The sequence below is a fragment of the Microbacterium resistens genome, assembly GCF_031456305.1.
Classification (GTDB): Bacteria; Actinomycetota; Actinomycetes; order Actinomycetales; family Microbacteriaceae; genus Microbacterium; species Microbacterium resistens_A.
In genome coordinates this window covers 69,716-83,329 of record NZ_JAVDUM010000010.1, presented here as the reverse complement: position 1 = coordinate 83,329, position 13,614 = coordinate 69,716, and the positions used below count along the sequence as shown (strand labels likewise).

The 13,614-nt window shown below is 70.3% G+C and carries 11 protein-coding genes; 4 read left to right on the top strand and 7 right to left on the bottom strand.

Annotated features, from left to right (window positions below; genetic code table 11):
- Positions 1–26: 26 nt before the first annotated feature.
- The 5 genes from J2Y69_RS11965 to J2Y69_RS11945 all read right to left on the bottom strand — a co-directional run bounded on the left by J2Y69_RS11965 (position 27) and on the right by J2Y69_RS11945 (position 4,580).
- Positions 27–1,811 (bottom strand): peptidoglycan D,D-transpeptidase FtsI family protein, encoded by a 1,785-nt coding sequence (locus J2Y69_RS11965; RefSeq protein WP_310020990.1) that lies wholly within the window; start codon positions 1,809–1,811, stop codon positions 27–29.
- A gap of 68 nt (positions 1,812–1,879) precedes the next feature.
- Complete coding sequence (ftsL, locus tag J2Y69_RS11960) at positions 1,880–2,455, bottom strand: cell division protein FtsL (protein ID WP_310020989.1); 576 nt, start codon at positions 2,453–2,455, stop codon at positions 1,880–1,882.
- Entirely contained in the window at positions 2,452–3,405 is a 954-nt protein-coding gene (gene rsmH / locus J2Y69_RS11955; protein WP_310020987.1) for a 16S rRNA (cytosine(1402)-N(4))-methyltransferase RsmH, read from the bottom strand. The genes ftsL and rsmH overlap by 4 nt, the downstream gene beginning before the upstream one ends.
- 100 nt (positions 3,406–3,505) lie before the next feature.
- Positions 3,506–3,937, bottom strand: a complete 432-nt coding sequence (gene mraZ, locus J2Y69_RS11950) for a division/cell wall cluster transcriptional repressor MraZ (RefSeq protein ID WP_310020985.1) — start codon at positions 3,935–3,937, stop codon at positions 3,506–3,508.
- Positions 3,938–4,205: 268 nt separating this feature from the next.
- A complete protein-coding gene (locus tag J2Y69_RS11945; RefSeq protein ID WP_310020983.1) occupies positions 4,206–4,580 on the bottom strand; it encodes a DUF3040 domain-containing protein in 375 nt (124 codons plus the stop codon).
- A gap of 150 nt (positions 4,581–4,730) precedes the next feature.
- Here J2Y69_RS11945 and J2Y69_RS11940 point away from each other — a divergent pair, with 150 nt between their 5' ends.
- On the top strand, positions 4,731–5,756 hold the full coding sequence (locus tag J2Y69_RS11940) for a polyprenyl synthetase family protein (protein WP_396653097.1): 1,026 nt from the start codon (positions 4,731–4,733) through the stop codon (positions 5,754–5,756).
- A gap of 25 nt (positions 5,757–5,781) precedes the next feature.
- Here J2Y69_RS11940 and J2Y69_RS11935 read toward each other — a convergent pair whose 3' ends face one another.
- The gene (locus tag J2Y69_RS11935) at positions 5,782–6,129 is read right to left on the bottom strand and encodes an Rv2175c family DNA-binding protein (protein ID WP_310020977.1); all 348 of its coding nucleotides are present in this window, start codon (positions 6,127–6,129) and stop codon (positions 5,782–5,784) included.
- Between the two features lie 238 nt (positions 6,130–6,367).
- Here J2Y69_RS11935 and J2Y69_RS11930 point away from each other — a divergent pair, with 238 nt between their 5' ends.
- From J2Y69_RS11930 to J2Y69_RS11920, 3 genes are all read left to right on the top strand, one after another.
- Positions 6,368–7,321, top strand: coding sequence for a LysM peptidoglycan-binding domain-containing protein (locus tag J2Y69_RS11930; RefSeq protein WP_310020975.1), 954 nt, complete (start codon positions 6,368–6,370; stop codon positions 7,319–7,321).
- 85 nt (positions 7,322–7,406) lie between these two features.
- Positions 7,407–9,338: a Stk1 family PASTA domain-containing Ser/Thr kinase gene (gene pknB, locus J2Y69_RS11925; RefSeq protein ID WP_310020973.1), complete on the top strand. Its 1,932-nt coding sequence runs from the start codon at positions 7,407–7,409 to the stop codon at positions 9,336–9,338.
- 161 nt (positions 9,339–9,499) lie between these two features.
- On the top strand, positions 9,500–12,112 hold the full coding sequence (locus J2Y69_RS11920; RefSeq protein WP_310020970.1) for an esterase-like activity of phytase family protein: 2,613 nt from the start codon (positions 9,500–9,502) through the stop codon (positions 12,110–12,112).
- A gap of 132 nt (positions 12,113–12,244) precedes the next feature.
- Here J2Y69_RS11920 and J2Y69_RS11915 read toward each other — a convergent pair whose 3' ends face one another.
- Positions 12,245–13,582, bottom strand: coding sequence for a class II 3-deoxy-7-phosphoheptulonate synthase (locus J2Y69_RS11915; RefSeq protein WP_310020967.1), 1,338 nt, complete (start codon positions 13,580–13,582; stop codon positions 12,245–12,247).
- Positions 13,583–13,614: the final 32 nt, after the last annotated feature.

The following is a 13,614-nucleotide window of genomic DNA, read 5'->3' as shown; positions in this document are numbered from 1 at the left end:
TGTCCCTCCGGGCGCGAAGGCGCCGATCACTTGAACTTGGGCAGCAGCTCGTCCATGGGGACGGACGACGGGAGCACACGGTACGTCTTGAGAACCTGCGTCATCGCCTTCTGGAACGCGGATGCCGTGGCCGCAGACGAGGTTACCCTAGTGGGCTCGTCGAGGGTGACGATCACGACGTACTGCGGGTCGTCCGCCGGGGCGTATCCGACCATGCTCGTGAAGTAGATCCCGGCCTTGTACGAGCCGTTCTCATCGGGCTTCTCCGCGGTGCCGGTCTTCGCGGCGATGCGGTATCCCGGCACGACGATGTCGTCGGCGAGCCCGCCCTGCACGGCGACGTTCTCGATCATCCGGGACAGCTCCGCCGCGGTCTGCTCCGGCAGGACGCGCTCCGGCTTCGAGTCCGGGATCTCGCTCTTCGAGCCGTCGGCCGAGGTGCAGGACTCCACGAGCGAGAGGGGGATCTTGACGCCCTTGTTCGCGATGGCCTGATAGGCGCTGGCGACCTGCGGCGCGGTGACGGTGTAGTACTGGCCGAACGTCGTCGTGTAGTGCGACTGGGGATCCCAGTCCTTCACGGGGTGGATCAGGCCGGGCTCCTCGCCGGGGAAGTCGACCGCGGTCTTCGAGCCAACGCCGAAGGACACCAGATCGTCATATCGTTGCTGATCCGTGACCATGTCCCCGTACTTCGACATCGCCACGTTCGAGGAGTCGATGAGCGCCCCGGCGAGCGTGTAGTCGTAGGACGGGTGGTCGAAGGCGTCGTTGACGACGGCTCCGTTGGGGAACTCCTCGTGGCTGGACGCGCTGACTCCGGTCGACCAGTCGCCGCCCGCGTGCAGCATCAGGGACGCGGCGGTGATCGCCTTGAAGGTCGAGCCCGGCTCGAAGGTCGTCGTGAAGATCCGGGAGCCGAGGTCGGCGGGGTCCGAGGCGCTGACGTTGTTCGGATCGACCGAGGGGTACTCCGCGGCGGCGCGGATCTTCCCGGTCTTGACCTCGACGACCGTGGCCGTGCCGCTCTTGGCTCCCTGGCGCTGCGTCTCCTCCGCGATCATCTGCTGGAGGTACCACTGCAGCTCGCTGTCGATCGTGAGGCGGAGGGTCCCGCCGTCGACGGCCGGCTTCTCCTTGTGGCTGCCGGGGATCATGACGCCGTCCTCGCCCTGGAGGAACGTCTCCTGCCCGTTCTCCGGGGCCAGGCACGAGTTCTCCGACATCTCCAGTCCCGCGAGCGCCTCGCCGTCCGAGCCGACGAATCCGACGAGGTTCCCCGCGACGGCACCGTTCGGGTACTGCCGCGTCCCGCGCGGCTCCGAGAAGAGGTACGGCAGCTTCAGATCCTTGAGCTTCAGGAACTGATCCGTGGAGAGCGAGGTCTTCAGACGCGCGTACTGCGAGTCGGGGTTCGCGGCGATCGAGTCCGCGACGATGCCGCGGACCTCCTCCGGCGTCTGCCCGGTGATCGCGGCGATCTCCGCCGACGCCTGCTCCCACGGCACCTTCGGCGGGTTCTTCGTGTCCTGCTCCAGCGTCGTGATCGTCTTGGGGTTCAGCTGCGCGTCGTACACGAGGACGCCCTGGGCGAGGGGGGCGCCGTTCATGTCCACGATCGAGCCCCGCGCCCCCGCGATCGTGCGCGTCTTGCCGACCTCGCCCGTGTCGATGGAGTCCTGCACGTGGCCTGCGGCGTTGACGACCTGGATGTCGACCAGGCGGACGACGAAGCCGGCGATGACCGCCAGGATCACCGCGAGGGCGACGACCGTGCGTCGGCGAGGGCTGCGGGTCGCTCGCGTCGTCATGGGGTCTCCGTCCGGTGCTCGCGATTCGTCATGTCAGGGGTGGGTCCGATCCGTGCGGACCGCCGCGGTCACTGGAAGCTCGGTGTGGGCAGCCCCTCGGCCGGCGGCGGGACGTTGGTGTCAACGACGGGGATGTTCTCCGCCTTCGGTTGTACGCCCTGTGCGGCGGATGCACCGGCGGATGCCTTCGGCGTGTCGGAGACCAGCGCGTTCGGGACCGCTCCCGCGCCGCGCGGGTCGACCGTCGAGGCCTGGGAGGCCTCTCCCCCGGCGCCGATGAGCGCCCCGTCGCTGAGGCGGAGGTAGTTCGCGCTGCCGCCGACGACCAGGCCGAGATTCGCCGCGCTGACGGCGAGCGCCTGGGGCGAGCTGAGTCCCGCGATCTCCTCCGACGCCGCCTGGGCCTGCCAGGTCAGCTCTCGGTTCTCCTGCGTGAGCTTCGCGACCACGAAGGAGTCCTGGGTCGTTGCGATCGAGAGACCGATCTGGATCGCGCCGATGAGGGCGGCTCCTGCGAGCGCCATGATCGCGTACGCGAGCTTGGGACGACGGCGACGAGCGGGACGCTCGACGGCCTGCAGGCGGCGTCTGCGCGACGGCTCATCGATGGTAGGCAGCAGCAGGGGTTCGGCGGCGAGGCTCATGCGACCTTGCTCCTCTGATCGTCTCGGACGCGTTCTGCGGCGCGCAGCCGCACGGGGATGGCTCGGGGGTTGACGGCGCGCTCCGCGTCGCCCGCCTGCTCCGCGCCCTTGGTCAGGAGCCGGAAGCGCGGCGCGTGCTCGGGGAGCTCGACCGGGAGCCCCGCCGGGGCGGTGGACGCCGCGGCTCCGGCGAAGGCCTGCTTCACCAGGCGGTCCTCCAGGGACTGGTAGGACATCACGACGATGCGTCCCCCGAGGGCGAGGGCGCCCATCGCACTCGGGATCGCGTCGGCCAGGACGCCGAGCTCGGCGTTCACCTCGATCCGCAGCGCCTGGAAGACCCGCTTCGCCGGGTGCCCTGCGCGCTGGACGGCGGCCGGGGTCGCGGCCACGAGGATCTCGACCAGCTGCCCGGAGCGGAGGACCGGCTCCGACTGGCGGGCGTGGATGATCGCCCTGGCGTAGCGGGCGGCGAGCTTCTCCTCGCCGTACCGCTCGAAGATGCCGCGCAGACGGCCTTCGCCGTATGTGGCGAGGACCTCGGCGGCGGTGATGCCGTCGGTCTGATCCATCCGCATGTCGAGCGGCGCGTCCTTGGCGTAGGCGAAGCCCCGCTCCGCCTCGTCGAGCTGCAACGAGGAGACCCCGAGGTCGAACAGGATCCCCGACGCGCCCGCGGCGTGCTCGCCGATCGCGTCGTAGACCGTGTGCACCAGGGTGACCCGGTCTCCGAAGCGGGAGAGCCGCTCCCCCGCGATGCGCAGGGCGTCGGTGTCGCGGTCGAGTCCGATTAGCCGGATCTGCGGGAGACGCTCGAGGAACGCCTCCGCGTGGCCGCCCATGCCGAGCGTCGCATCGACGAGCACCGCGCCGTCCCGCTGGAGCGCAGGGGCGAGCAGCTCGACGCAGCGATCGAGCATGACCGGGGTGTGGATGTCGCGGATGTCCATCGTCTCCGGGGCCGGAGACCCGGGCCCTGATCCCCATCCGCTCGACCCGGCACCAGGGAAGGTGCGCCGGGGCGGGAGCGGCTGGGAGTCACGGCCAGGGTCAGAAGAGGCCCGGGATCACCTCCTCTTCCAGCTCGGCGTACGAGTCCTCGTGTCCTTCGGCGTACGCGTTCCACGCCGCGGCGTCCCAGATCTCGGCGTGCGCGCCGACGCCCGTGACGATCAGCTCCTTCCCCAGCCCCGCATAGGTGCGGAGGTGGGCGGGGACGGTGATGCGGTTCTGGCTGTCCGGCATCTCCGCGCTCGCGCCGGACAGGAACATCCGGAGGAAGGCGCGCGCCTCCTTGTTGCTCAGCGGCGCCTGCCGGATGCGCTCGTGGACGCTCTCGAACTCGGCCGTGCTGAACACGTAGAGGCAGCGCTCCTGGCCGCGCGTGATCACCACGCCGCCGGCGAGATCCTCGCGGAACTTCGCGGGGAGGATGACCCGACCCTTGTCATCGAGCTTGGGGGAATGGGTGCCCAAGAGCATCGGTCCCACCCCCGTCCTCGCCCGGTCATCGACGTGTCCTCCACTTTACTCCACTTTCCCCCACTTTCCTACGGACAGACAGCGGACACTCAGGTCCGACGGGATGAAGGCTCCCCAGAAAACCCCGGAATCACGCGGAGAATCCGAGGTGGAGCGCAGTGGAGGACCGGTGGAGGGTCAGTGGAGGGCCCGTGGAGGGTCGAGGCGTCCTGCGGTCACGAAAAAGGCCCGGATGCCGAAGCATCCGGGCCTTCAGGTCAGTGGCGGGTCAGTGCCCTTCGTGCCGGCGATCCCATCGATCGTTCATCCGGTCCATGAAGGAGGAACCCGCGTGTGCCGCGTTTTCCTTGGGTGGGCGCTCGGGCTCGGGACCCGTGCGGCGGACGGGGGTGACCGCGAGGATCACGCCGCTGAGCATCGCGGCGAAGGCGATCACGCCGATCACGATCCCGAGGACGTCGCCCACGACGACCCCGGCGACCAGCCCGCCGATCCCGACCAGCAGCAGCACGGCGCCGTAGACCAGGTTCCGGTAGCTCAGCGCACGGTCGCCCGCAGGCGCGCTGACGACATCGGCGTCGTTCTGCATGAGATGACGTTCCATCTCATCGAGCAGACGCTGCTCCTGTTCGGAGAGTGGCATTCGTCCCCCTCGGGTGAAAGTTCATCCCAGTCTACGCCGCCCGGCTGCATCCCGGCTAGATGTCGGCGAGACGCTCAGTAGGCTGTAAGGGTGTCGATCCCCTCTGTCCCGCAGGCGGTCGCCGCGCGCATCGACGCGTTCGTGGAGCGCATGCGCGGGGAGACCGCCGACCACGGCCCAGACGCCGCCGCCCTCGTCGAGGCCGCCGCGGCCGCCCTTCGCGGCGGGAAGCGTCTGCGCGCGCGCTTCTGCCACACCGGCTGGAGCACCGTTGCCCGCCACGAACGGCCCGATGCCGCGGAGTCCCCGGTCCTGTGGGACGTGTGCGCCGCCCTGGAGGTCTTCCAGTCCGCGGCGCTGGTCCACGACGACCTGATCGACAACTCCGACACGCGCCGCGGCCGCCCCTCCGCCCACCGGGCGTTCGAGGCCGCGCACGCCGAGACCGGCTGGGAGGGCAGCGGCGCCGCCTTCGGCCGCTCCGCCGCCGTGCTGCTGGGCGACCTCCTCGTGGCGTGGAGCGACGATCTCCTCGAGACCGGGATCGCGGGCCACCCCCACGCGGGGGAGGTCCGTTCCGAGTACGCACGGATGCGCCGCGACGTGACCCTCGGACAGTATCTCGACATCGCCGAGGAGTCGGCCTGGAGCGTCAACGACGACTCCGAGCACGCCGAGCGTGCCCTCAGGATCGTCTCACTCAAGTCCGCGCGCTACAGCGTCGAGCAGCCCCTCCTCATCGGCGCGGCCCTGGCCGGCGCCGATGCCGGGCAGCGCGCGACCCTGCGGGCCTTCGGGCACCCGATCGGCATGGCCTTCCAGCTCCGTGACGATGTGCTGGGGGTCTTCGGCGACGAGATCGTCACGGGGAAGCCGACCGGCGACGATCTCCGCGAGGGCAAGCGGACGCTCCTGATCGCCTGGACCCGTGAGGCGCTGGCGGCTCCGGGACGACGCCTCGTCGACGAGCTGCTCGGCGATGTCTCGCTGACACCCGATCAGGTCGCCTCCCTCCAGGCGACGATCGTGGAGTCCGGCGCACTGTCCCGGGTGGAGGCGCTCATCGCCCGCTACGCGGAGGACGCCGAGGAGGCGCTGCAGGACGCCGCCCTCGACGGCGACGCCCTCACGGAGCTGCGCGGTCTCGCCCACGCGGCGACGGTGCGGAGCGCCTGAGACGACGCCCGCGCGGATCCTCGTCTCAGGCGAGGGTCCTGGCGACGCGACGGACCTCGCTCTTGTGCCCGTCCAGGAGCGCCTCGATCGGAGCCCGCCCGATCGACTCCTCGGGGGCGAGGAGCCAGTCGATCGTCTCGTCGTCGGAGAACCCGGCGTCCTTCAGCACGATGACCGTCCCCCGCAACGAGGAGAGCGGACGCCCCTCCTGCACGAAGACCGCGGGCACGGCGAAGGCGCCGCCCCGTCGCGAGCCGATCAGGTGCTGCTCGTCGATCAGACGACGGACCCGGCTGAGGGACTCGTCGAGGGCCTCGACCAGCTCGGGGAGCGTCAGCCAGGCGGTGGGCACGGAGGATTCAGTCGCGGACACACAGTCATGATGCCATCTCCGCGCCCCTCTCCTCTCTCCAGCGCCCCTCTTCAGCTCCCTTCAGAGCCCTTCAGCTCCCTTCAGGGCCGCCTCTCTTCTGTCCGCGCCCACCCAAGGCACATGATTCACATTCGCCACAAGAGTCACATTGGTGTACTTCTGTTGACTCCCGCACCCGTTCATGGCAGCGTCATAGGCGTTCGATCGCCCCGACGAGGGCGACGAAGGGGGAATCATCATGACGCCACAGATCGCGCGACGACGCACGAACGCTCTCGGCTGGGTCGCACCCGCCGCCGTCCTCGGCGCCCTGACGGGCTCCCTCGCGGTCGCACCCGCCGCGAGCGCGGAGGACTACACGGTGGTCGAGGGCGACACCCTCTTCGATGTGGCGCGCCGGTTCGACGTCTCCGTCGCGGACCTCCGCCTCGGGAACGCGCTCCCCGACACGGGCATGATCCATCCGGGCGACGTGCTGTGCGTCGAGCCGCAGACAGCGCCGGCCGCGACAGCTCAGGACGCCCAGGGCACGGTCGCCTCCTCCGACCCGATGGTGGATGCCGTCTCCTATGAGGTCGGCGCCGGCGACACCCTCTGGGCCATCGCCGAGAGCCACGGCACCACGGTCGCCGCGATCTACGCCGCGAACGGGCTGGGGCCGGACTCCATCATCTACCCGGGGCAGAGCCTCCTGCTCGTGTCCCCCGACGCCGTGGCGATCCCCGCGATGGCCCCCGACGAGGCGCCCTCCACGGAGGCCGCTCCCCCGCTCGCCCCCGAGACCGCCCTCGACGCCGAACAGGCCGGGAACGCCGCCCTCATCATCGGGATCGGCCGTGCGCTCGGCGTCCCCGAGCGCGGGATCGAGATCGCCCTCGGCGCCGCGATGGTCGAGTCGGGCCTCCGCAACCTCCCCGGCGGCGATCGAGACTCGATCGGCCTGTTCCAGCAGCGCACGAGCACGGGCTGGGGGACGGCGGCGGAGATCGCCGACCCCGCGCACAGCATCAGCGCGTTCTTCCGCGGCGTGGACGGTGCCGGCGGCCCGACCGCCATCGGCCTTCTCGACGTCGCGGAGTGGGAGGCACTGCCGTTCACGGACGCGGCCCAGTCCGTGCAGCTCTCGGCGTACCCGCTCCGCTACGGGGCATGGGAGGAGCAGGCCGCGGCGTGGGTCGCGGACCACGGGTGATCCACCGTCGCCCCGGCCGCACCTCTTGGCGGCGAAGCGCGAGCCGTTCCCCGAGCTTTCAGCCACTCTTACCTAGACTTCTGACGTGACGACCAGCCAACAGACCGACCCGCTCATCGGGCGGCTCGTCGACGGTCGTTACCGGGTCAGGGCCCGGATCGCGCGAGGGGGCATGGCGACCGTCTACGTCGCGACCGACCTCCGCCTCGAACGCCGCATCGCCCTCAAGGTCATGCACGGCCACCTCAGCGACGACTCGGTCTTCCAGAGCCGCTTCATCCAGGAGGCCAGGGCTGCGGCCCGGCTGGCCGATCCGAACGTCGTCAACGTCTTCGATCAGGGCCAGGACGGCGAGCTCGCCTACCTCGTCATGGAGTACCTCCCAGGGATCACCCTGCGCGAGCTCATGCGCGAGCAGCGACGGCTGACCATCCCGCAGACGATCACCATCATGGACGCGGTGCTCTCCGGCCTCTCCGCCGCGCATCGCGCGAGCATCGTGCATCGCGACGTGAAGCCGGAGAACGTCCTCCTCGCCGAGGACGGCCGGATCAAGATCGGTGACTTCGGCCTCGCCCGCGCCACCAGCGCGAACACCGCGACCGGGCAGCAGCTGATGGGGACGATCGCCTATCTCGCGCCCGAGCTCGTGACCCGAGGCACGGCCGATGCCCGCAGCGACATCTATGCGCTCGGCATCATGCTCTACGAGATGCTGACCGGCGAGCAGCCGTACAAGGGCGAGCAGCCCATGCAGATCGCCTTCCAGCACGCCACCGAGTCCGTGCCGCGCCCGAGCGTGCGCAACCCCGGAGTGCCGGAGCAGCTCGACGAGCTGGTGCTCTGGGCGACCGAGAAGTCGCCGGATGAGCGTCCCGCCGACGCGCAGGCCATGCTGGACCGGCTCCGTGCCGTGGAGCGGGACCTCGGGGTGACACCGGCCTCCGCGACCACCAAGACCGTCACCGCGCCGTTGCGCGACTCCGGCGACCTCACGCTCGTGATCCCCGGCGCACAGCCGACCGGCTCTCTGTCCACCGTCGAGCCCGCCCCCGACAACGCCACCCTGCTGCGACGGCGCGTCGCCAAGCGCCGCGCTCGCGGAGGGTTCCTGATCACGCTCGTGATCCTGCTCGCGGCCGCCGCGGCAGGGGTCGGCTGGTGGTTCGGATCCGGTCCGGGCTCGCAGGTCGCCGTCCCCGATGTCGTGAACATGAGCTTCGCCGAGGCCTCCGCGGCGCTCACCCAGGAGGGTTTCGTCGCGGTCGAGGGCGCGGAGAACTCGGTCGACGTGGCGCCGGGGGTCTCCATCCGCTCGGACCCGACCGCCGGGGAACGCCTGGACAAGGGCGCCACGGTCACCGTCGTGATCTCCCAGGGGCCGGCGAAGCACGACATCGGGCGCTTGAACGATCTCACCGAGGACGCCGCGAAAGCAGCTCTGGAGGGGATGCACCTGACATACCAGCACTCCGTGCAGATGTTCTCCGACGCCGCGTCCAGTCACGTCATCAATGCAATCGTGACGCCCCGAGCCGGCGGTGAGGCATACGAGTGCGGAGACGGATGCACGCTTGCCGAAGGCGACACCGTGCAGTTCTATGTCTCAGTCGGCTCGATCCCCGACGTCGCCGGCCTCAGTGTCGCCGACGCTGCGGCGAAGCTGACCGCTGTCGGCCTCACGGTGAGCTCCGACAATGCCCTGGAGTACAGCAACGACGTGAAGAAGGACCACGTCATCCGTATCGCCGACCGTGAAGGCGGCGGCAACTGGCAACCGGGCAACACAATGACCCTCGTGGTCTCCGAAGGCCCAGAGCTTTTCGCCGTCCCGAACGTCGTCGGAATGACTCGCGATCAAGCGAAGGCCGCCCTCAGCGATGCCGGCTTCGAAGCAAGCTACAGCCCGTTCTGGAACGCTGTCGTGGACGGCATCACGCGGGTGACCTCGCAAAGCCCTTCGGACAAAGCCCCCAAGGGAGCCACAGTCACGATCGTGATCAACGCATCGCTCTGATCCGCGCGTGCCAATCCTCACGGCAACGCAGGTACAGGTCAACGTGGTCGGCTGACGTCACCGCACGTTAACCCGCGCGTCATCCGCGATCCATCGGATCGGCACTCCGCGTCCTCCCCGCGGCAACATCCTGGCGTGGTCCCCCACGTACCGGAGTGCACATGCGACCTCGAACCCTGTCCGCCGCGGCCCTCACCGCCTGTCTCGCCGTCGGCCTCCTCGGCGCCGCCCCCGCCACCGCCGCGATCGGCGCCGCACAGAGCGTCGATCCGGCTGCCGCGCCTGTCGCCGACGGCTCGGCCTTCGTGCGCACCGCGACCTATCCGGTCTTCCAGAACGTCCCGGCCGGAGTCGATCCGTCGGCGGCGACGGTCGCGGAGATCTCGACGATCACGCCGGACGGCACCGTCGTCTACACGGACGCCGCGGGCAAGCGGATCGGCTTCCTCGACGTGACCGACCCCGCCCACCCCGTGGGCGATGGCACGATCGACCTGGCGACGCTGGGCCACGCCGACGACCAGCCGACGTCGGTGGCCGCATACGGGGACTACCTCCTCGTCGTGGTCGATGAGACCGGCGGCAAGTTCACTGCTCCCGCGGGACGGCTCGACGTCCTCCGATCCGTCGACCGATCCCTCGTGCGCTCGATCGACCTGGGCGGTCAGCCCGATTCGATAGCGATCTCCCCCGACGGCGCGTTCGCGGCGATCGCGATGGAGAACCAGCGCGACGAGGAGCTCGCCCCGGCGGGCGGGAAGAAGGGCGACCTCCCTCAGCTCCCCGCAGGGTTCGTGCAGGTCCTGAGCCTGGGCGTCGATCCTCAGACATGGACGGCCGATCCCGTCCCGTTCATCGACGAGGCGGGCGTGCCCCTCCCTGTCGTGGCCGCCGCGGGGCTCGACACGCCGGAGGACCCCGAGCCGGAGTACGTCACGATCAACGCGCAGAACAAGCTCGCCGTGACCCTCCAGGAGAACAACGGGGTGGCCGTGATCGACCTGGCCTCGCGACGTATCGAGACCGTGTTCTCGGCCGGGAGCGTGAGTCTGTCCGGCATCGACACGAAGAAAGACGGGCGGATCGACCTCACCGGCTCCCTCCCGGCGACGCCGCGCGAGCCCGACGCCATCGCCTGGGTCGGCGACGGGCTCGTCGCGACCGCGAACGAAGGCGACTGGAAGGGCGGGACGCGGGGGTGGACCGTCTTCGACGTCGCCGACGGATCCGTGGCCTGGGACGCGGGCAGCTCCTATGAGGACCTCGCGGTGCAGTACGGCCTGCACAACGAGGACCGTGCCGCCAAGAAGGGGGCGGAGCCCGAGGGCATCGCCTTCGCGGAGTTCGGCGACGTCCCCTACGCGTTCGTCGCGAGCGAGCGTTCGAACTTCGTGGCCGTGTACGACCTGACCGACCCACGCTCCCCGCGGTTCGCGCAGATCCTCTTCACCACCAACGGCCCCGAGGGCGTCCTCCCCGTGCCCGAGCGCGATCTCCTCATCGTCTCCAGCGAGACCGACGATGCGAGCGCCGGCGTCCGCGCGTCGGTGAACGTCTACTCCTTCGGAGCCGGCGCATCGCCCCAGCCCAGCATCGTCGCCGACACCGTGGACGGCGCTCCGATCGGCTGGTCCGCGCTCGGAGCCCTGTCCGGGCATCCCCAGGACCCGGGGACGGTCTACGCCGCCAGCGACGCCGTGCTGTCGCCGGCGACGATCTTCACCGTGGACGTCGCCCGCACCCCGGCCGCCATCACCGGGGCGCTCCCGGTCACCGACAGCGGTGTCCCGATCGCACTCGACGTCGAAGGGCTCGCCGCCGACGCCGACGGGTTCTGGCTCGCCGTCGAGGGCGCGACGGGCGCCGCGAACGAGCTCGTCCGAACGGACGCGGCAGGCGCCGTCCTCCAGCGGTTCCCCCTCCCCGCGGACATCGCCGCCCACGTGGGCAAGTGGGGCCTCGAAGGGGTCACCACCACGGGAACGGGCGCTGACCTGCGCGTATGGACGGTCCTCCAGCGTCCTCTGTGGAACGACCCCGCCGACCTCTCCGCGGGCACCGTGGACGGCGGCGACGTCACCCGGATCGGACGGCTGGACCCCGCCACCGGCGCCTGGGACTGGTTCGGCTACCGGCTCGATGGCACCACCGCGCCCGGGGACTGGATGGGGCTGTCGGAGATCACCGCGATCGATGACCAGACGTTCGCGATCATCGAGCGGGACAAGCTCAACGGTTCCGCGGCGATCGTCAAGCGGGTCACGCGCGTGACGGTGCCCGGCGGATCCGCTGCGGGCCTCCCCTCCGTCGAAGGCGCCCTCCCCGTGCTCGAAAAGCAGACGGCCATCGACGTGCTCCCGGCTCTTCGCGCGACCAACGGCTGGACCCAGGAGAAGCTCGAGGGCTTCGCGGTCGGCGCGGACGGAGGTCTCTACGCGGTGACCGACAACGACGGACTCAAGGACGCGACGGGCGAGACGGTGTTCCTCCGCCTCGGCCAGGCCACCGAGGTCTTCCCCTTCCCCGAGCCCACACCAACCCCGACACCGACGACGAGCCCGACCCCGACGACGAGCCCAGGCCCGACGGCTGCCCCCTCACCGGGGCCGTCCGGTGGCCCGACCTCGGCGCCGACGGCTGCTCCGGTCTCGCCCGGAGACCTCGCGACCACCGGCGGCGACACGGCCTGGGTGCTGCCGGTGACGATCGGAGCGCTCGTGCTCCTGCTCGGCGGCGGCGCGCTCCTCGTGGTGCGCAGGCTCCGCCGGCACTGACCGGACTCCGTGGTGCCGGTGCCGCCGGCACCACGGAGCGGGGCAGCAGCACAGCCGGATACCCACGGGCCGGATATGGGAAAGGCCGGAGGATCTCCCTCCGGCCTTTCCCATATCCTCCTCCTGCAGCGGTCAGCGCTTCTCCAGCTCCTCCGCCACGAGGAAGGCGAGCTCAAGGCTCTGCATGTGGTTCAGACGCGGATCGCACAGCGACTCGTAGCGGGTCGCGAGGCCCGCCTCGTCGATGCGCTCGGATCCCCCGAGGCACTCGGTCACATCGTCGCCGGTGAGCTCCACGTGGATGCCGCCGGGGAACGTTCCCACGGCGCGGTGCGCCTCGAAGAAGCCGCGCACCTCGTCCACGACGTCGTCGAACCGACGCGTCTTGTAGCCGGTCGCCGAGGTGATGCCGTTGCCGTGCATCGGGTCGGTGACCCACAACGGCTGGGCGCCCGAGTCGCGAACGGCTTCCAGCAGCGGCGGCAGCGCATCGCGGATCTTGCCCGCGCCCATCCGGGTGATGAAGGTCAGGCGTCCGGGCTCGCGCTCCGGGTCCAGCTTGTCGATCAGGGCCAGCGCCGTCTCGGGCGTGGTGCTCGGTCCGAGCTTGACGCCGATGGGGTTCCGGATCTTCGAGAAGTAGTCGACGTGCGCGCCGTCCAGCTCGCGGGTCCGCTCCCCGATCCACAGGAAGTGCGCTGCCGTGTTGTACGGCGTGCTCGTGCGCGAGTCGATGCGCGTCATCGGCCGCTCGTAGTCCATGAGCAGGCCCTCGTGGCCGGTGAAGAACTCCACCCGGCGGAGCTCCTCGAAGTCGGCGCCGGCCGCCTCCATGAACTTGATCGCGCGATCGATCTCCGCCGCCATGCGCTCGTAGCGCTGGTTCGCCGGGTTCTGCGCGAACCCCTTGTTCCACGAGTGCACCTCGCGGAGATCCGCGAAGCCGCCCTGAGTGAAGGCGCGGATGAGGTTCAGCGTCGATGCGGACGTGTGGTAGCCCTGCAGCAGGCGACTTGGGTCGGCTCGCCGCGACGCCTCGGTGAAGTCGTAGCCGTTGACGATGTCGCCGCGGTAGGCCGGCAGCGTCACGTCGCCGCGGGTCTCGTTGTCGCTGGAGCGGGGCTTGGCGAACTGGCCGGCCATGCGCCCCATCTTCACCACGGGCATCGAGGCGCCGTAGGTGAGGACGACGGCCATCTGCAGCACCGTCTTGATGCGATTGCGGATCTGATCCGCCGTCGCACCGGCGAAGGTCTCCGCGCAGTCGCCGCCCTGGAGCAGGAATGCCTGCCCGGACGCCGCGCGCGCGAGACGGTCGCGGAGGTTGTCAACCTCGCCGGCGAACACGAGCGGAGGCAACGCGGCGATCTGCGCGGAGACCTCCGCGACACGCTCGGCATCGGGCCACTGGGGCTGCTGCTTGATCGGGAGTGAGCGCCACGCGTCGAGGGCGGAGAGCGGCTGAGGCATCCCCCAATCCTAGTGGGGTGTCCCAGGCGCGG